This is a genomic window from Limosilactobacillus equigenerosi DSM 18793 = JCM 14505 (assembly GCF_001311375.1).
In the GTDB taxonomy this organism is placed as follows: domain Bacteria; phylum Bacillota; class Bacilli; order Lactobacillales; family Lactobacillaceae; genus Limosilactobacillus; species Limosilactobacillus equigenerosi.
The window spans coordinates 32,010-50,483 of record NZ_BBAS01000003.1; the positions used below are offsets into that span (position 1 = coordinate 32,010).

General features: G+C 38.5%; 19 protein-coding genes and 6 pseudogenes. All 25 read left to right on the forward strand.

What is annotated here, in order from left to right:
- The first annotated feature begins 89 nt into the window (after nucleotides 1-89).
- Complete coding sequence (locus JCM14505_RS08595) at nucleotides 90-341, forward strand: hypothetical protein (RefSeq protein WP_082405595.1); 252 nt, start codon at nucleotides 90-92, stop codon at nucleotides 339-341.
- On the forward strand, nucleotides 341-835 hold the full coding sequence (locus JCM14505_RS09375; RefSeq protein ID WP_054652669.1) for a restriction endonuclease subunit S domain-containing protein: 495 nt from the start codon (nucleotides 341-343) through the stop codon (nucleotides 833-835). The genes JCM14505_RS08595 and JCM14505_RS09375 overlap by 1 nt, the downstream gene beginning before the upstream one ends.
- Before the next feature lie 7 nt (nucleotides 836-842).
- Nucleotides 843-965 (forward strand): restriction endonuclease subunit S domain-containing protein, encoded by a 123-nt coding sequence (locus JCM14505_RS09380; protein ID WP_263848933.1) that lies wholly within the window; start codon nucleotides 843-845, stop codon nucleotides 963-965.
- Nucleotides 966-1,047: 82 nt separating this feature from the next.
- Complete coding sequence (locus JCM14505_RS09385) at nucleotides 1,048-1,305, forward strand: restriction endonuclease subunit S domain-containing protein (protein WP_054652671.1); 258 nt, start codon at nucleotides 1,048-1,050, stop codon at nucleotides 1,303-1,305.
- A 13-nt stretch (nucleotides 1,306-1,318) separates the two neighbouring features.
- Nucleotides 1,319-1,567 carry a restriction endonuclease subunit S gene (locus JCM14505_RS08905; protein ID WP_263848934.1) on the forward strand — a complete coding sequence of 83 codons (249 nt, stop codon included), beginning with the start codon at nucleotides 1,319-1,321 and terminating at the stop codon, nucleotides 1,565-1,567.
- A 47-nt stretch (nucleotides 1,568-1,614) separates the two neighbouring features.
- Nucleotides 1,615-3,270: a DEAD/DEAH box helicase family protein gene (locus JCM14505_RS09390; protein ID WP_225352228.1), complete on the forward strand. Its 1,656-nt coding sequence runs from the start codon at nucleotides 1,615-1,617 to the stop codon at nucleotides 3,268-3,270.
- 169 nt (nucleotides 3,271-3,439) lie between these two features.
- Complete coding sequence (locus JCM14505_RS09395; protein WP_173571619.1) at nucleotides 3,440-3,649, forward strand: hypothetical protein; 210 nt, start codon at nucleotides 3,440-3,442, stop codon at nucleotides 3,647-3,649.
- A 2-nt stretch (nucleotides 3,650-3,651) separates the two neighbouring features.
- A complete protein-coding gene (locus JCM14505_RS09400; RefSeq protein WP_439646032.1) occupies nucleotides 3,652-4,470 on the forward strand; it encodes a type I restriction endonuclease subunit R, EcoR124 family in 819 nt (272 codons plus the stop codon).
- On the forward strand, nucleotides 4,430-4,687 hold the full coding sequence (locus JCM14505_RS09405) for a hypothetical protein (RefSeq protein ID WP_173571620.1): 258 nt from the start codon (nucleotides 4,430-4,432) through the stop codon (nucleotides 4,685-4,687). Before JCM14505_RS09400 ends, JCM14505_RS09405 begins: the two co-directional genes overlap by 41 nt.
- Before the next feature lie 382 nt (nucleotides 4,688-5,069).
- Nucleotides 5,070-5,576, forward strand: a complete 507-nt coding sequence (locus JCM14505_RS02480) for a nucleotidyltransferase domain-containing protein (RefSeq protein ID WP_054652673.1) — start codon at nucleotides 5,070-5,072, stop codon at nucleotides 5,574-5,576.
- 789 nt (nucleotides 5,577-6,365) lie between these two features.
- Nucleotides 6,366-6,566 (forward strand): type II CBASS E2 protein, encoded by a 201-nt coding sequence (locus JCM14505_RS10590; RefSeq protein WP_500778349.1) that lies wholly within the window; start codon nucleotides 6,366-6,368, stop codon nucleotides 6,564-6,566.
- Entirely contained in the window at nucleotides 6,545-6,844 is a 300-nt protein-coding gene (locus tag JCM14505_RS10270; RefSeq protein WP_369395220.1) for a hypothetical protein, read from the forward strand. Before JCM14505_RS10590 ends, JCM14505_RS10270 begins: the two co-directional genes overlap by 22 nt.
- A gap of 10 nt (nucleotides 6,845-6,854) precedes the next feature.
- Nucleotides 6,855-7,013 (forward strand): hypothetical protein, encoded by a 159-nt coding sequence (locus JCM14505_RS10275; RefSeq protein ID WP_162200486.1) that lies wholly within the window; start codon nucleotides 6,855-6,857, stop codon nucleotides 7,011-7,013.
- On the forward strand, nucleotides 6,985-7,446 hold the full coding sequence (locus JCM14505_RS09930; RefSeq protein ID WP_054652675.1) for a hypothetical protein: 462 nt from the start codon (nucleotides 6,985-6,987) through the stop codon (nucleotides 7,444-7,446). The genes JCM14505_RS10275 and JCM14505_RS09930 overlap by 29 nt, the downstream gene beginning before the upstream one ends.
- A 116-nt stretch (nucleotides 7,447-7,562) precedes the next feature.
- Nucleotides 7,563-8,507: pseudogene (locus tag JCM14505_RS02490) on the forward strand (restriction endonuclease).
- 534 nt (nucleotides 8,508-9,041) lie between these two features.
- A pseudogene (locus JCM14505_RS02495) lies at nucleotides 9,042-9,700 on the forward strand (amino acid ABC transporter permease).
- A pseudogene (locus tag JCM14505_RS02500) lies at nucleotides 9,681-10,354 on the forward strand (amino acid ABC transporter permease). The pseudogenes JCM14505_RS02495 and JCM14505_RS02500 overlap by 20 nt, the downstream one beginning before the upstream one ends.
- Before the next feature lie 3 nt (nucleotides 10,355-10,357).
- Nucleotides 10,358-11,092: an amino acid ABC transporter ATP-binding protein gene (locus JCM14505_RS02505; protein ID WP_054652677.1), complete on the forward strand. Its 735-nt coding sequence runs from the start codon at nucleotides 10,358-10,360 to the stop codon at nucleotides 11,090-11,092.
- A 13-nt stretch (nucleotides 11,093-11,105) separates the two neighbouring features.
- The gene (locus tag JCM14505_RS02510; RefSeq protein WP_054652679.1) at nucleotides 11,106-11,957 is read left to right on the forward strand and encodes a transporter substrate-binding domain-containing protein; all 852 of its coding nucleotides are present in this window, start codon (nucleotides 11,106-11,108) and stop codon (nucleotides 11,955-11,957) included.
- 715 nt (nucleotides 11,958-12,672) lie between these two features.
- Nucleotides 12,673-13,302, forward strand: a complete 630-nt coding sequence (locus JCM14505_RS02515) for a potassium channel family protein (RefSeq protein ID WP_162200487.1) — start codon at nucleotides 12,673-12,675, stop codon at nucleotides 13,300-13,302.
- Between the two features lie 167 nt (nucleotides 13,303-13,469).
- A complete protein-coding gene (locus tag JCM14505_RS02520) occupies nucleotides 13,470-14,489 on the forward strand; it encodes an aldose 1-epimerase family protein (protein WP_054652683.1) in 1,020 nt (339 codons plus the stop codon).
- A gap of 10 nt (nucleotides 14,490-14,499) precedes the next feature.
- Nucleotides 14,500-15,395: pseudogene (gene rbsK, locus JCM14505_RS02525) on the forward strand (ribokinase).
- A gap of 113 nt (nucleotides 15,396-15,508) precedes the next feature.
- The gene (gene rbsK, locus JCM14505_RS02530; protein WP_054652685.1) at nucleotides 15,509-16,432 is read left to right on the forward strand and encodes a ribokinase; all 924 of its coding nucleotides are present in this window, start codon (nucleotides 15,509-15,511) and stop codon (nucleotides 16,430-16,432) included.
- An 18-nt stretch (nucleotides 16,433-16,450) separates the two neighbouring features.
- A pseudogene (rbsD, locus tag JCM14505_RS02535) lies at nucleotides 16,451-16,847 on the forward strand (D-ribose pyranase).
- Between the two features lie 16 nt (nucleotides 16,848-16,863).
- A pseudogene (gene fucP / locus JCM14505_RS02540) lies at nucleotides 16,864-18,179 on the forward strand (L-fucose:H+ symporter permease).
- The last annotated feature ends 295 nt before the right edge of the window (nucleotides 18,180-18,474 follow it).

Below are 18,474 nucleotides of genomic sequence, written 5' to 3' on the forward strand. Positions count from 1 at the left end.
AAGTTTTGAAAGTAAATTAACTGAAGTTAATAACCTGATTAATAAGAAAACTAAATTATCAAAAGAAATTAAGAATGCTTATAAAAAAATTGGACGATTTAGTTTTTGAAAAGATAGAGAACTTAACTGACCAAGAAATTGATAATTTAATGTATGAAAAATGGTTTGGTTCTCTATTGCCTCAATTTATTAATTTAGTTAAATCACCAATTAATAAGGATATTGATACGTTGAATCAATTAAGTCAGATGTATTCTGAAACGATTTCACAAATTGATGATGAAATTAATACTCTTGAAAAAGAATTTAATCAATTATTAAGTGAATTGGTGGTGAAATAATGGTTAGTAAAGAGAAGAATATACCGAAACGAAGATTTAAAGAGTTTGAAAATGCTCCCGCCTGGGAACAGCGGAAGTTGGGGGAACTAGGTAATACATACACTGGATTATCTGGAAAAACAAAAGATGATTTTGGGCATGGGAGTGCACAATTTGTTACGTATATGAATGTTTATAGTAATTCCATCGCTAAATTAAATGATACGGATAATGTAGAGATAGATGATCATCAAAATAAAGTCCAATATGGAGATGTATTTTTTACTACTTCATCTGAAACGCCAGAAGAAGTTGGATTAACATCTGTGTGGCTTGGTAATGATGATAATACTTATTTAAACAGCTTTTGTTTTGGCTATAGACCAAAAATAGAAATTGATCCTTATTATCTTGCTTATGTATTACGTTCAAACATAATAAGACGAAAAATGTTTGTTTTAGCTCAAGGGGTTTCTAGATTTAATATTTCTAAGAAAAAAAGTTATGGAACTTAGTATCCCTATGCCTTCAATTGAAGAACAACAACACATTGGTTCATATTTAATGAAATTAGATACCCTCATCACCCTTCAACAGTGTAAGATTGACAAACTGAAAAATCTTAAAAAAATCTTATTTATCTGAATTATTTCCGTCTGATGGGGAAAACTTATCAAAACGAAGATTTAAAGAGTTTGAAAATGCTCCCACTTGGGAACAGCGGAAGTTGGGGGAACTAGGTAATACATACACTGGATTATCTGGAAAAACAAAAGATGATTTTGGGCATGGGAATGCACAATTTGTTACGTATATGAATGTTTATAGTAATTCCATCGCTAAATTAAATGATACGGATAATGTAGAGATAGATGATCATCAAAATAAAGTCCAATATGGAGATGTATTTTTTACTACTTCATCTGAAACGCCAGAAGAAGTTGGATTAACATCTGTGTGTAAACAGCTTTTGTTTTGGCTATAGACCAAAAATAGAAATTGATCCTTATTATCTTGCTTATGTATTACGTTCAAACGTAATAAGACGAAAAATGTTTGTTTTAGCTCAAGGGGTTTCTAGATTTAATATTTCTAAGAAAAAAGTTATGGAACTTAGTATCCCTATGCCTTCAATTGAAGAACAACAACACATTGGTTCATATTTAATGAAATTAGATACCCTCATCACCCTTCAACAGCGTAAGCTAGATAAGCTAAAAAAATTTAAAGAAAGCATATTTATCTGAGATGTTTATTTAAATTTTAATGATCAGGTAAAGGAGTTAATATTTGTATGGTTATACATGATAAAGACGCTAGTGAAAAACAATTTCAAGAAAGATTCGTTAATGAGTTAAAGAAATTTAGATGGGAAGCTCCAGAAAAATTGGATGGAAATAAAGTTAGCGTCACTGTTCAAAGCTTAATTGATAATTGGCGTAATGAATTAAACCGATTAAATTCTGAAGAATTAGATCATGTTCCTTTAACTGATAGTGAATTTAATCAAGTTATGGATAAAGTTAGGGCGATTAGTAATAGTTTTGAAGCATCAAAATTATTATCAATGGAAAATGGGATAGGTAAAATAGATGGTATTTACCGGGACACTAATCCTAAAGTAACGCATAGTCAGGTTACTTTAAAAATTTTTAATAAACCACAGGTCTCAGGGGGAAGCTCTAGCTATCAGGTTGCACGAGAAGTTGTAACTGATCACGGAAATCGATTTGATATTGTTTTGTTAATCAATGGCCTTCCTTTGATTAACATTGAACAGAAACGTACAGATAAAACAATTAAGGAAGCTTATGGACAATTTAAGAGATATTACCGGGATGGCGAATATCAAAATAATTTTATGGCGTTTTCTCAAATGATGGTAGTTACTTCTGAAATTGAAACAAAGTACTTTGCCACACCTAAATCACTGGACGATTTTAATCCTAAATTTGTTTTTCATTGGGCTGATAAACAAAACAACATAATTAACTATTGGAAAAAAATAATTTCAGATTTTCTTATGATTCCTATGGCTCATCAAATGGTGGGCGATTATTTAGTAATCGAATCTGGAAAGCGACCAGAAAATGAACGTCATATGCTAATGCGGCCTTATCAAATTCATGCTTTACAGGCTATAGAAGGAGCTGCGTTAGGTAAGGATGAGATAGGTTATCCACACGGCGGATTTATATGGCATACTACAGGATCCGGTAAAACGATTACATCGTTTAAAACTGCGTTAGTTTTGTCTACTAGGCTTAGTTATGATAAAGTCGTTTTTATGGTTGATCGTAAAGAACTCGACGCTAATACAGAAGAAAGTTTCAAGTCATATTCAGAATATGAATCTGTAGAAGTTGCGGGAACAGCGTCAACGCATCAATTAAGAACTAAATTATTGAAAGGTAAAAGTAAAATTATTGTTACAACAACATATAAAATTTCTAACTTAGTAAAAGATTTAGTTGAATCAAAGGATAATTCACTATCTGATAAGAGAATTATTTTTATTGTTGATGAAGCTCAACGAACAACCATGGGGAAAATGATGGCTTCAATTAAGGATTATTTTCAAAAGAATGGATTATTTTATGGCTTTACAGGGACACCATTATTTGATGAAAATAACGCTAAGGGATTAGTTCATAAGATAAAAGATAAGCAAAAGAGTGAGCTAATCAATACTACTGAAAAATTGTTTGGTCCAGAATTACATCGCTACACGATTGATGAGGCAATCCGGGATGGAAATGTCTTAGGATTTAACGTTGATTATATAAATACCGGTGAATTTAAAGATTATGACGAACTGAAGGATAAATTAATTCATAAATTATATGGTGAAAATGCTACTAGGGAAGAAAAAAAGAGAAATATACAGATTGTCAGATTTAAAAACAGAGGAGAAAGCAAAAGCAGAATCTTTGTTTGGGTATATAGATGAAACACACATCCCTAAAGTTGTTACGGATATTATAGAAGGATGGGATAATCAATCTAAGCAAAAACAGTTTAATGCAATTCTCACGGTGGCACATAAGGATCGTGTAATTAATTATTATCAAGAATTTAAAAAAACAATTAGCTAATCTGGTAAAAAGATAAATATTGCAATGACGTTCAGTTTTGGAAATGAGAATGACCCTGACAACATCGTTTCCTACGATATCAAAGAAATGATGTTTAAAGATTATGCAGAATTTACAGGAGTTGAATTTATCCCTGAAGATGCTAAACATGGTGAGAATGAATACTTTTCAGATTTAATTGATCGCACCAAGCGTGGGGGGAGCGGACGTAATCCAAAAAAAATATTGATTTAGTAATTGTAGCTGATCAACTTCTTACGGGATATGATTCTAAAAGATTAAATACGCTTTATGTTGATAGAAAACTAGAACTTCAAGGGTTAATACAAGCATATTCAAGGACCAATCGTGTTTTTGATAGTTCAAAAGAATTTGGTACAATTATAAACTATAAATATCCTGAAATTACCAAATCTCATGTTACGGAAGCAATTAAGCTGTATGGTAGTGGTGGTAATTCAAGTCGAATTATTGTTGAAGATTACTCAGTTGCGGTAGGTAATTTAGCTACTTCTATTTATGAATTAAAAGAAACTTTACCAAATCCAACTGAATGGATTAATTTAATGAATGATGAAGAAAAAAAGGAATTATTTATTTCAGCATTTACAGTTGCTTCAAAATGTCTTAATTCAGTTACGCAATACTACTGTTTTAAGTGGGATAATCAATCATTTGGTTTAACAGAACATAAATGGAAACAATATGTTGGAGCGTTCAAAAATTTAACAGATAGCGATGATTCTTCTCGTGACGATGTTCCTGTTGTTGATTTATATAGTACTAAATTGCAAGGAACGGAGATTATTGATTCACAACATATTTTAAATTTAATTGGTGAAAAGACCACAGTCGAAGGTGATAATCAAACAATTAATGATGAAGTATTACGATTAATTAATGAGGAAATTGAGGACTTAAGTAATTTGGGTAAGGATCAACAATCTAAATTATTAAAGAGATTTGTTGATAAAGTACTTGTCCCAGGTGAAATTCCTGCAGGAGTACGAATAGATGATGAATTTAATAAATGGAAAAAAATCTTTACAGTATAATGAAATAGTTAATTTGTGTGATGAGTGGGGATTTGATGCTGATATGGTAAGTGAATCAGTAGAAGAATATTCTTTGGATAATCCTGATGTAATTCCGTTTATTAATGAAATTTATACTACTGAGTCATATGAAAGAGCAAAGATGGAATTTAGTTCTCAATTAACATATACAATGGAAGCATCAGAAATGTTGCCAGATTGGATGAAAAAAAATTAAGAAAAAAATATGAATAGATAAGAATTTACATCGCATAGAGTGAAATCTTTGTGGTTAACGTTTTAACTAAAAATTATACATTGATATTAGATCAATATTGTTAATGTAATAAAAAGGATCAAAAGTTCCTTAACTTTTGATCCTTTTTATTTCGCTGTTCCCAAGCGTCATAATAATTGTTTATAAATTATATTGTATTTTGTAATTGAATCACCAAGAAGGCACTGTATATTGTGTTTTCTGTGTAGGTGAATAACAATATATTGTGGTTTGATACTGATTTGATAATTGTATAATTTTAAGAATATCGTTATAATTCATATGTATCATATAAATAACGAGTTTATGATATTTTTAAATAAAGTAAAGGAGAAGTGTAATATTGAACGATACTAATCTAGTTTTACAAATTCTTGTTAATAATATTTCCTTATCAGATACTGCTAAGGAAAGAATAGCTAAGGAATATGAAGCCTTAGCTAAATTGTTTGATGCTAGTGATTTAGATGTTGATATTAAATATCAGGGGTCTTATGCTCTTGGAACATCAATACGACCGTTAAATCATGATGATGATTATGATATTGACTTGGTTTGTATTTTAAATAATGGATTAAACAATAAACCTGAAGAAATTAAACATAGTGTAGGGGATGTTTTACTTAATTCAGAACGATATAAAGATAAAGTAGAAGAAAATCGTCGCTCGTGGACTGTAGAATACTTTAATTCCCATGTTGATGTTCTACCTTCGATACTTGATCCTGATAATAATTCAGATTTACTTATTACCGATAATAAGAATGGATATAATTTGATTAACTCTAGTCCGTTTAAGTTTAGAGATTGGTTTATTCGTATGAGTAATTATGTTCCAAAAAAGTGTTGATTATGCTAACTCAATAGAAGAACCGGTAGATCAAGATGACAATGATGATAAGTTGAAGTCAATTGTTAAATTATTAAAATTTCATCGTGATAAATATTTTGATAAAAAAAGATAGTGAGTTAAAACCAATTTCTATGCTTTTAACCATTTTTGCGGCTCAACTTTATGATAATAGTTAGATTTAGAACATGCTCTTCAAAAAGTTGTTTGCGGAATTAGAGGATTCTTAGAAGAAAATAATAATAAAGTAATTAATCCTGTTGATTCAAAGGAGAATTTTACCGATAAGTGGGAAGAATACCCTGAGCGTAAAGAAGCGTTTTTTGATTGGCTTAGTGACATCGAAAAATCATATAGTTGTATTAATTTGAGTAAATTAAAAAAATGTATTTGGGGAATCACGTGTTCAAAATGCTGTTAAGCAATTAGGTGAAATTCGAGGTAAGCAGAGGGATAATAATTTGTTCGGATTGAATAAGGATACAGGCCTTGAGTTAAGGGATAATAAGTATTCTAATTCTGGATATAAGAGGCACACTTTTTACGGAGATTGATTTGAGAAATTTATTAATAACTAAGGGTAGAATAGAGGCTGCTAATACGAATAAATCACTTTTTATTGAAAAAAATGTTTTCTAAATAAGAAAAAAAACGAGAATTACAAATCATTATGATGGTAAAAGTTAGTAGCGATTTGTTTGATGGTGAGTATAAAGTTAAGTTTACGTTATTTGAGAAAAAAACGACCTCAAATAACAGTTTATGATTCAGAAATAACTACAGATAAAGTTGAAAAAAATACCACACATTTTTAAGAAATACTCAATTCCGGGAGAAGTAAGAATATGTCTTTATTACAATGGTAATGGTAAAAGAGAATATGGTAATGATATGGATTTTTTAAAAACCTTATTCCCTTGGACGTTAGAATGGATATATTTTTATCAGCTTTTCAAAGAAACTGGTAAATGGTATGGAGGGGGGATTTAGTATTGTTTAAATTAAAAGAAAAGCACTCCCGAAATAAACGATTTAGAGCGACTCAAATGTTCTTTAGAGAATTATTAACATGGCCGTTTTTGTTAACAATTATAATATCTTGCGGATTATACTACTTATATTTTTATAAAAGAAATATTTTTCATGCACTTATACCTAAATTGATCGCAAATAATTCCTGTGCAGCAATGCTATCAGTGTTGACTAACCAATATTTTTCAACTGTTATATTAATTATATTTCCAATAGCTATTTATTTGTTTTTTTAGAAAGATATCGATGGAACATCTTAATAAATTAATTATTCCTCGTGATAAATATGTTATGTTTAGTTATAATTCATTTAAATTTTTTGTCTTATTAACAGGTCGAAATAGAATCTATGCCCAAAGTATACCAGTTCCATTGATTGCTCAATTGTGTACAAAAAAAAGATAAATTTGATGTTATTATTAATGATATAGCTGAAGAGACATATCCGGTGAAAACAATAAAGATTAATGGTGAAAATAACAATAATACTACAGCTAATATAATAATTAGTTCTACATATTGTGTTACTGAAGATAAGATTCCACAAACTTTACTAAAATATGATTTATATCATGTTTCGGATTGGTTTGAAGGCGTAAACCGACATTATAATGAAGAATTAATTTATGAGGTAAAGAAACTTAAAAATAAATTATTGAGTGAAGGGATTTCTCAGATAAATTTATTACTGTATATTCCGCCTAAGGTAATTGAAAAATTAATGGTTGATGTATTTGATAGAACATTACCGTCTGAAGAACAATTTGAAGATGTTTATATTTATGATTCCAGTTCTTCTAATGGTTTTATGTTTAAAAATCGTCACCATATTGTTTAGTTTGCTTTTTAATGATTATGGTTTGTTTAATTACAAAATAATCGATAATAACCCACTATCTTTTTATCGTAATTAAGTAATAGCTTGTTAATTGATAATTATAATTGGAACCGATGATGACAGAATACAAACGAAATCGTAAAAATCAGATTAAAGCTGAACGGGCAATAATTTTAGCTCTTCGTGAAGCGGGTGGATCAGCTTCACGAAAGGAAATCCGACAATTAAGTATTGATCATGAATTTGAAGGTTTGACCTATGATTTGGTGTTTTATCAAATTCAAGGTAAGAAGAGTGCGTATACTCCGTTTAGTTTTGACTTTAATTTTGGGATTAAAAGCTTGTATGCCGTAGGTTTTATTGAAGAACCACAGCGGGCAAAGGATTTAGTTTTAACTGAATTAGGATCACAAGTAGATTTATCTAAATACCCAACCGATGAACAACAATTTGCGATTGATTCTTACTGGGAAAAGACGATTGAATTACGAAAAAAACGCAAAATGGCGGAAGAAGCAGCTGACTCCAAAGGAGAAGATGATAGTCAATCATCACTAGAAACCGATATCCAAGAAGGTTCGGATAATTTAGATGTCGATTGGAAATCACAATTATTAGCTCAATTAGAAGCGTTTAGTCCCGCTAAATTTGAAAGCTTTTCTCGGTTATTAATTTCTAAGATGGGTGTTCGTATTGACAAAGAACGCGGGATTGTTCGGTCGGGTGATCACGGAATTGATGGATTTGGATATTACACATCTGATGAATTCCGGACTAGTCGGGTTGCAATTCAATGTAAACGGTATACAACGGGGGCTGTTTCAGAACCTGAAATTGACCGATTTAAAGGGGTTATGGACAGTTTTAATGCTTAATATGGAATCTTCGTTACCACGAGTCACTTTACTCAGCGAGCCAAGCAGAAGACGACGCAAGGAAATAACACGGTTACGTTGATTGATGGCCAGCAATTAGCCGACTTAGTTGAGAAATACGAATTGTTTGTTGAAAAAGTGGTAATCGAAACGTATAAGCTCAAAGATTATTATTTTGAAGATTAACTGTTAAGTGCTGAAACAGGGAAGCAAGGTGGATCAATTATTAACGTCAGTTGTTAAAAATCCGATTTTAGTGATAAAATAATTTTGCGAACAAAATATTCATTGTAGTTCATTGGACTTTCAGTGATAACACAAAGCCCCGACGCTATTGCCCTAGCGTCGGGGCTTTTTATGTGGGTTAGTTAACAGGTCGTCTAATTATTAGCGACGGTTACTTAGCCACCAACCAATAATTTGAATCGAACTAATAAAAAGTAAGAAAAAACGCTTGCACTTTCTTAAAACGCGGTTATAATATTAATTATCAATTAGAAAGGAGCTCGGTTTAATGATGAGTTTAGTTAAGATGAGTCAAATGAACATGGCGTGTTGCGGAAACGGAACACATTTTTGTCATACACTCATTTCATTGAACCGAGCCCAATCTTAACATGGAGTTAATTACTTCATGAATTAAGCAAATAATGATGGCGGTCGGCCCCTCTTTGAATTGAGGAGTCGGCCGTTTTTGTTTGCGAAGAAAGGAGTTATGGGATGGATTGGACAATTATCCAGCAAAGTTTACCCCAGTTTGCGCATGGGTTTGGGTTAACGTTATGGTTGTCATTCGTCGGCATCATGGGGGCCGTTTTAGTCGGGCTCTTAGTTAGCTTAGCGCAGTATTGGCGGGTCAAGGGCCTGCAGCATTTGTTGGCGGGGTACGTTGCCTTTGCTTGAACACGCCACTTTTGATTCAACTGTTCTTTTTATATTATGCGTTCCCAGTTTTCGGCGTGAAATTAAGCGCCGTCACCTGTGGGATTGTGGGGTTGATCTTTCTCGGTGGGGGCTACATGGCAGAAGGCTTTAGTGGCGGGTTTGCAGCCGTTCCCAAGCGACAAATCGAAAGTGCCGTCGCCCTCGGAATGGTTCCCAAGCAAATTGCGCGCTACGTGGTATTACCACAGGGTCTAGCCTTGAGTGTGCCCGCTTTAGCTGCGAATGTGATTTTCTTGATTAAAGAGACCTCGATTTTTGCGGTGATTGCGATTCCGGAATTAACGAACACGGCGCTTGATTTGATTGGTTTGTATTACCGCTCGAATGAATATTTGTTCATGTTGGTGATTGCCTATGCGCTGATTTTGATTCCGTTAATTGTATTCTTTGATTGGTTAGAAAGGAAGGTTCGCTATGGCGCATTCGGGAATTGAGATTTTATGGACCGGGCATAATTTAGTGCGGTTGCTAGTCGGTTTATGGACGTCAGTCTGGATTGCCGGCGTGTCGTTAATCCTCGGATTGCTTGTCGGGTTACTCTTCGGTCTTGCTCGGACCGGGAAGGCGCGGTTGGTCAATGGCATTTTGTGGCTCTACTTACAATTTTTCCGGATTGTCCCAACCGTGGTCTTATTGTTCTTGGTTTACTACATTTTGCCGCGCCAATTTAATTTAAACTGGCCAGCAAGTTGGATGGCAGTCCTGGCCTTTACTTTGTGGGTCGCCGCTGAATTTAGTGATGTCGTGCGGGGCGCATTGACCTCGGTTCCAAAGCACCAAATTGAAGCGGGTCAAGCCCTTGGACTTTCGCAAGGACAGTTATTCTGGTACGTGAAGTTACCGCAAGCGTGGCGCTTAGCTTTGCCAGCCACAGTTAACTTAGCGACCCGGGTGATTAAGACCACGTCCTTATTACTAATGATTAGTGTGATGGACGTCATTAACATTGGGCAACAAATTATTGAAGCTAATAATCAAACGCACCCCAACGGCGTCTTTTGGTCTATGGGTTCATTATGTTGCTGTATTTCATTGTTGATTATCCGTTAACGCGGTGGTCACATCGGTTAGCACAAACACGGAGGTAGCAAATGACAACACCAATTTTAACTGTGAGTCACCTAAACCAATATTATGGTGACTGGCAAGCATTACATGATATTAATTTTGTAATTGCACCGGGCGAAGTGGTGGCCTTGTTAGGACCATCCGGCTCGGGGAAGAGTACCTTGATTCGGACCTTAAATGGACTTGAACCACTCCATGATGGTGAAATCACGTTTCAAGGGAAACCGGTTGATCCGAAAAAGTGGCCGGAATTACGGCAAAAAATTGGGATGGTCTTTCAAAGTTATGACTTATTCCCCAATTTGACGGTGCTGGATAATATCACCTTGGCACCCCAAAAGGTTCAACATCGTTCGCGCGCTGATGCGGAAGCCGAAGCCCGGCAATTATTGGAACGGGTGGGGTTAGCTGATCACGCCCAAGCATATCCGCGAGAACTTTCGGGCGGGCAACAACAACGGGTTGCGATTGTCCGCGCATTAGCAATGCATCCCGACTTGATGCTGTTTGATGAAGTGACGGCGTCCTTGGATCCGGAAATGGTGCGGGGCGTCTTAGCGATTATCAAGGAATTAGCAGTTCAAGATCAGATGACGATGGTGATTGTGACCCATGAAATGAACTTTGCGGCGCAAGTGGCCGATCGGGTGTTGTTCCTAGAAAATGGGCGCTTAGTCGAAACCACGCCAGCCAAGCAGTTCTTTGCGCAGCCGCAAAGTGACCGGGCCGCAGAATTTTTAACTAGTATGGATTTTTAGGAGGATTTGAATCATGAAGAAGCAATGGAAGCATTTATTAGCAGCTGGGTTATTAGTAGCCAGTGTGGTCGGAACTAGTTTGGGGTTGGTAAACCATGCTACGACCACGGCCCACGCGGATAGTAATCCAAGTTCGGTGGCCGCAATTAAGAAACGGGGCACGATTAAGATTGCGGTCTTTGGGGACTTACCACCATATGGTTGGGTGAACAAAGACGGCCAACGGGTTGGTTACGATGTTCGGTTAGCCCGCCAAATTGGTAAGGACCTCGGAGTAAAGGTGAAGTTCGTGCAAGTAAACGCTAATAACCGGGTGGATACGTTGAACGCGAATAAGGCCGATTTAGTCTTGGCAAACTTCACGGTTACGCCGGAACGGAAGCATGTTGTTGACTTTGCCAAGCCATACATGAAGGTTTCGGTAGGGGTTGTTTCACCAAAGGACAAGCCAATCACGAAGGTGAGCCAATTAAAGGGTAAGCAATTGATCGTGACGAAGGGGACGACGGCCGAAAACTACTTCACGAGTAAGCAACCAGGAGTCAAGTTATTGAAGTTTGATTCCAAGACGCAACAATTTAACGCCTTGAAGAACAAGCGGGCGGTGGCATTAGCCGATGATAATTCTTACTTATACGCTTGGGTGAAGAAGAATCCAAACTACACGGTCGGAATTAAGACATTGGGACCAAACCAAATGATTTCACCAGCCGTTAAGAAGGGCAACAAGTCCTTATTGAAGTGGACGAACCAAGAAATCACGAAGTTGTCTAAGGATGGTTTCTTTACGGATGACTACAATCAAGAATTAAAGCCTTACTTTGGTGATGAAGTCAAGCCAAGCGATATTGTGTTAGAAAAGTAAAATGAAGGTAATCATTGATGTTCATTGAACGTTCAGTGATAACACAAAGACGGCCTCCCGGATTGGGAGACCGTCTTTCTTGTATGCAAGTAATTAGGTAAGTAGAGAAAATTGGGTACGATGCATACACGGAGTATCAGCACTAGGGAAACACTAGTGCTTGCCATCATTGTACCTATAATTAACGCCAGTGTTAAGACATCACTAAATATATACAAAATGGCGAAAGTTGTTGCTTCCCAACGGATGGAACGTATTTAAGGCCTGAAAAAAAGATGATGTTTTTAACAAAAAAAAGAGGCCCCGGCAACGGAGCCCCTTACATTGCATGTATTTGTAACAGGTAAGTAGAATAAAAGTTATTATATACATGCACACACGGAGTACACACTAGGAAACAAATTTAGGACGGTAGTTTCCTAGTGCATAGAATGTATTGTACAACTTAATTTGCCAATTGTGAAGACTTAGAGTTATATATACAAACAGACGTTAATCCGTGGGGCTGTAAGGGTTAAGACACTTTGTGAGGTGAAATTAAAGTTTGGTTTAAAAAGATAAAATTTTAATGAGATATTGTCAGTTCCTAGTTCAGCGCGCTACAATTTGGGTATGAAAAAGATAGTTGAAACAGTCCGAACCCACCGTTCGGTTTATATTGGATATCAAGTGTTAATGGCTTTTTTTGGCAATTGTCTCAATCGTGATGATTGTGATGGATTATTCAGGCGAGTTAGATATTGATACCCCGCCCCTAATTTTTGTTGATTATGGGATTTGGGGGATTTTCGTCGTGGATTATGTAATCCGGTTCGGGGCTGCGACCTCAAAACGCTCCTTTGTGATTCATCATATCGCGGATTTATTATCAATCATTCCGGTTAGTGGGCTCTTTGATTTCTTCCGGATGTCACGGATTGGGCGGGCCCTCCGGATCGTTCATTTACTCCGTTTACTCCGGATTGTTGGGTTAGTCGGTCGCCTCGAACGCTTTTTCCAACTTCGGGGCATGTTCTATTACTTATACTTATCGATGGGCACGATGCTGTTTACGTCCGGTATTTTTAGTATTAGCGAGCATGTTAGTTTCATGACCGGGCTCTGGCTATCGATTACGACGACCATGACCGTTGGGTACGGTGATGTTGCGCCCGTTACGGTCTTAGGAAAAGTGGCGGCCGTGATTGATATGTTCCTTGGGATTGGTTTCATTGGGATGTTAACCAGTAGCATCACCAACGTTTTTTCACGGGAAGAAACGGACGTTGAACGCCTGGAGAAGAAGATTGATCTCTTGACGGAAGAGATTAAGGCCTTGAAAGAGCAACAATCACAGGATGATTAGGGAATTGCAACATTAACTGTCAGCGTATTAACGATCAAGGAAGGATGGCGACATCTTTGCTTGGTCGTTTTTTGTTGCAATAATGTTCTAGTGTGGGGTGGAAATAAGTTCAAGAATACGTTAAAATGAAAGCGCATACAAAACGGAAAAAGGAGCGCGAATTTAAAATGACGAAGATTAATTTACGACCAGATATGTTTCATGAACATGAGTTTACGTTATTAGAAAATGATGATTTTCAAGTGACGACCTTTAAATATCCATCGGGGATTGAAGCAGCAACGATTCGTAATTCACGGGGCTATTTAACAGTCCTCCCATTTTACGGGTTAATTGTCTGGGATGCGGTGTTTGATGGGATTTCGCTGAAGATGAAGGATGCCTTTACGCAACCATTACCTGGAAAAGAGATCGCGGATACGTACGGATGTTTCCAATTTAATTCGGGATTGTTAGCCAACGGGAATCCAGCCCCGGAAGATACGCATCAACAACACGGGGAATTTCCAACGAGTCGGATGGATCGCGCTTTCTTAACGGTCACTGATCATAACTTGGCCGTCCACGCAGAACATGAATATGTGAAAGGGTTTGGGGATCACTATTTGGCCCAACCGAGGGTGACGATGCACGCCGATAGTGGCTTATTTGACCTGGAAATGCAGGTAACGAACCTGTCGAACAGTCAAGCAATGCCACTGCAATACATGTGTCACATGAATTATGCTTACCAAGATCAAGCGCAAATTAGTTCCAACATTCCGGACGAAGCCTTTACGTTGCGCCAAACGATTCCAGCCCATGTCCACCCGAATGAAGACTGGCTGGCCTTTAATGATGAACTCAAGCAAAGTGGGCGGTTAATTAATTGCTTAGATGATGCCAAGCACTATGATCCGGAAATTGTCTTTTTCTCCAGTGATTTAACCAAGTACGCAGCGGAAGCTGAATTTAAGATGACGGCTGGGGAAGGGAAGCATTTTGTGACGAAGTTTAAGACTGCCGATTTTCCAATCGTGACGCGGTGGTTAATGTACAACGGGGACCAACAAGTGGCCGCCTTTGCCCTGCCAGGGACGAGTACGCCAGAAGGTCGCTTAGCAGCCCAAAAGGCAGGAACGTTGATTATGTTGCCACCACACGCAACGAAACATTTCCATGTCACCACGGGGTTAGTAAAGGATTAAGGTGCCTAAAATGAAGTACGATGTAGTAGTTGTTGGCTCGAATATGATGGAATTAACGACCGATGTGGACCGGATGCCGCAATTAGGGGAAACGGTGGCCGCCCCGAGTTTCCATACCGCCTTTGGGGGCAAAGGGGCGAACCAAGCCTATGCCGCCGCTCAATTAGGTTCCAAAGTAGCGATGATTTCCGTGGTTGGTGATGATAGTTTTGGTCGTGACTATTACGAACATTTCCAACAAAGTGGGATTGATGTCAGTGCAGTTGAAGTTGGCCATCAAGCCAATGGGGTGGCACCATGTTTCATTCAAGGAAATCTTAATAGTATTATCGTTGTCCAAGGGGCGAATGCTGAATTGACGCCGGCGATGGTGGATCAACATCGGGACTTATTAGCCAAAGCTAAATTAATTGTGTTACAACAAGAAATCAGTTTAGCAACGGATTACCGGGTGATTGAAATTGCCAATGAATTCGGCGTACCAGCACTTCTAAATCCGGCGCCGGCCAATGACGAGATTAATTATGACTACGTCCGGCGAGTACAGTTCTATGCGCCGAACGAAACGGAATTAGGGCGGTTAACGCATTTGCCAGTAGCCACTTTGGATGAGATTAAGGTGGCCGCACATCAATTGGTTGCCGATGGCGTGCAAAATATGATTGTCACGCTTGGCGCTCGTGGCGTGTTATGGGTGAATGCAACGACCGAATTGTTAATTCCGGCCGAAACGGTTTCGGCCGTCGATTCAATTGGGGCTGGTGACGCTTTGTGGGTGCCTTTGCCCATTACTACACGGCGGGGTCAGATATCCCAACCTCCTTACAACAAGCCAATCATTATGCGGCGCTGACGGTAACCAAGCCAGGCAGCCAAACGTCGTATCCACGGGCGGATGAAATGTGAAAATGATTTAAATTTTCTGAAAACCTTTTCAAAAATATCTTGAAACCGTTTTCTAAGTTCGGTAAGATAGTTGTTGCGCTTAAAAATCTTAAATCAAAGAGAGGGATTAAAAGATGACAAATAAAGTCGCAGTTTTAGGGAGTATCAATGTCGATACCACTTACCACGTTGACCGGTTCCCATTACCAGGGGAAACGATCTCCGCGAACGCCAAGAGTTCAGCGCCCGGTGGTAAGGGGGCCAATCAAGCGGTAGCCGCTGCTCGGTCAGGGGCGACGACGAGCTTCATTGGGGCCGTAGGGAACGACAGTGAAGGTCAATACATGTTAGAAATGTTAAAGGCCGATCAAATTAACGTTGACCACATTGCTACGAACAATGTCCAAGGGACCGGGACGGCCTTGATTACGTTAGATGCGAATGGTCAAAACGACATTATGGTGTTTGGTGGTGCTAACCAAGCCATGACGGTGGCTGATTTAGATGGTTTTGAAGCCGTAGCCGAAGAACTTGATTTCTTGGTGACGCAATTCGAAACGCCACAAGCAGTTGCGAAGGAAGCGTTCAAGATTGCTAAGCAACATGATGTCGTAACGGTTTTGAACCCAGCCCCTGCGGCTGCAATCGATCCAGAATTATTACAATACACGGATGTGATTGCGCCGAATGAAACGGAAAGTGAAGTCTTGACGGGCATTAAGGTGGATAGTGAAGCTGCGATGGCAAAGACGGCTGCTTACTTTAAGGAACAAGGGGTTCAAACGACCTTAATTACGCTCGGTGAAAAAGGGGTTTACTACTCAGTGAATGGAACGAGCGGCATTGTACCAGCCTTTAAGGTAAAGCCAGTTGATACTACGGCGGCTGGGGACACGTTTATCGGTGGTTTGGTTTCACAATTGAACCCAGACTTTAGTAACGTTGCCGATGCAATTAAGTACGCTCAACGGGCATCAAGCTTAACGGTGCAAGGAATGGGGGCAATGCCTTCAATTCCAACGCACGACCAAGTGATTGCAGCATTAAACGAAAACTAATAATCGAGGCAGTTAAAAATGAAGAAGACAGGAATTATTAATTCAGAAATTTCATATGAAGTCGCTAACATGCGGCACATGGATTGGTTATCAATCGGGGATGCAGGGATGCCAGTACCAGCTGGAACGAAGCAAATTGATCTTGCTTTAGCTAAGCAAACCCCAAGTTTCATGGAAGTCTTAGAAAACGTCTTGCAAGAACTCAAGGTTCAAAAAAATTTACTTGGCTGATGAAATCAAGGATCAAAATCCAGCGCAATTAGAAAACATCAAGCAAGCCTTGCCAGATGTTGAAATTGAATTTATGCCACACACTGATTTAAAGAAGAGTTTAGCGAAGACGCATGCCTTCATCCGGACGGGTGAAATGACGCCTTACTCTAACATCATCTTAGAATCTGGCGTGACCTTTTAATTAGCGGGGGATAGATATGGATACAACAAAGAAACAATCATGGATCCAATATGCCGACGGTTACTTAAGCAAGACGCCGGTTTGGCAATACATCTTGGTTTCCTTAATCTTCCCAATGTGGGGGATGGCCGCTTCCTTAAACGATATTTTAATCACGCAATTTAAGACGGTCTTTACGTTAAGTGATACGGCGACGGCATTCGTGCAATCCGCCTTTTATGGTGGTTACTTCTTAATCGCGTTACCAGCTTCTTACATTATTCGGAAGACGACGTATAAGTCAGCGATTATGATTGGGTTGATGTTCTTCATCTTAGGATGTGGCTTATTCTTCCCAGCATCACACATGGCAACGTATGGAATGTTCTTGGCAGCCATTTTCGTGATTGCGATTGGGTTATCATTCTTGGAAACATCGTGTGATACCTACGTGACGATGATGGGACCTAAGGAATCAGCCAACAAGCGGATTAACATTTCCCAAACTTTAATTCCATTCGGGGATGCCGCTGGGATTATCTTAGGGAAGTACTTAATCTTTGGTGGTCACGAAAACATGGCTGCTGAAGTTGCCGGCATGTCAGCTGCGCAAAAGGCGGCTTACAACAAGGAAGTCTTGTTGTTAACGTTGCAACCATACAAGTACATCTTGTTAATTTTATTAGTGCTCTTAATCTTAATGGCCATTACGAAGATGCCATTATCCAAGGCGACGGTAAAGAACGAAGATGCAGTGGCAGAAAAGAAGACGAGCTTAGGCGAATCCTTAAACTACCTCTTCCACAACTACCGTTTCATGAATCAGTCGGGGCGCAATTCATTTACGTTGGGATTCAAACGTGTGTCTGGTCCTTCACGATTCGGTTTGCTTTACGGATTATTCCTGGCATCACCGATCACGCTGCCACGAACTACATGGTGATTAGTTACTTCATTTGGTTTGCTGGTAAGTTATGTGCTAACTGGTTAATGGAACGCTTCAGTGTTACGAAGACCATGGTTTGGTACAGTTTACTTGGAACGTTAGTCTTACTCTTAACGGTCTCCGTTCACTCACCAATCGCCATCTGGGGTGCGGTCGCAACGAGTTTCTTCTTTGGTCCTGTTTACCCAACGATTTACGCGCATGGGTTAGACCAAATCAAGGAAAAGCAACACACCGAAACTGGTGGGGCCTTAATGGTGATGTCCTTAGTTGGTGGGGCCTTTGTCCCAGTCATCATGGGGCGGGTATCTGATTTATCAGGTTCAATGCAATTATCATTCATTGTCCCAGCCATCGGCTTTGCTTTGATTATGTGGTTCTTCATTTCTGAACACAAACGCGGATAGGTCGTGAGGCGGACGACAAAGCCACCTTATCATAACGTTGAAACTGGCGTTGACGGATAGAATATCCGTCAGCGTCAGTTTTGCGTTATGACTTGGTGGCTGTCCGCCGAACGTAGTTACATCCAGGTCGTGAGCTCAGCTATCAAAGCGCCTGTTGGCGTAACGATAAAAGCGTCGTCGGAACTAGTGGAACTAGATTCGGCGCTGCTTTGAGTTAGGCCCTAAGGTGCTGCTGAGCGAACGTAGTTACTAAGTTGCCGTCGAAGATAAGTTAACAAAGATACTCCGCTAAGTT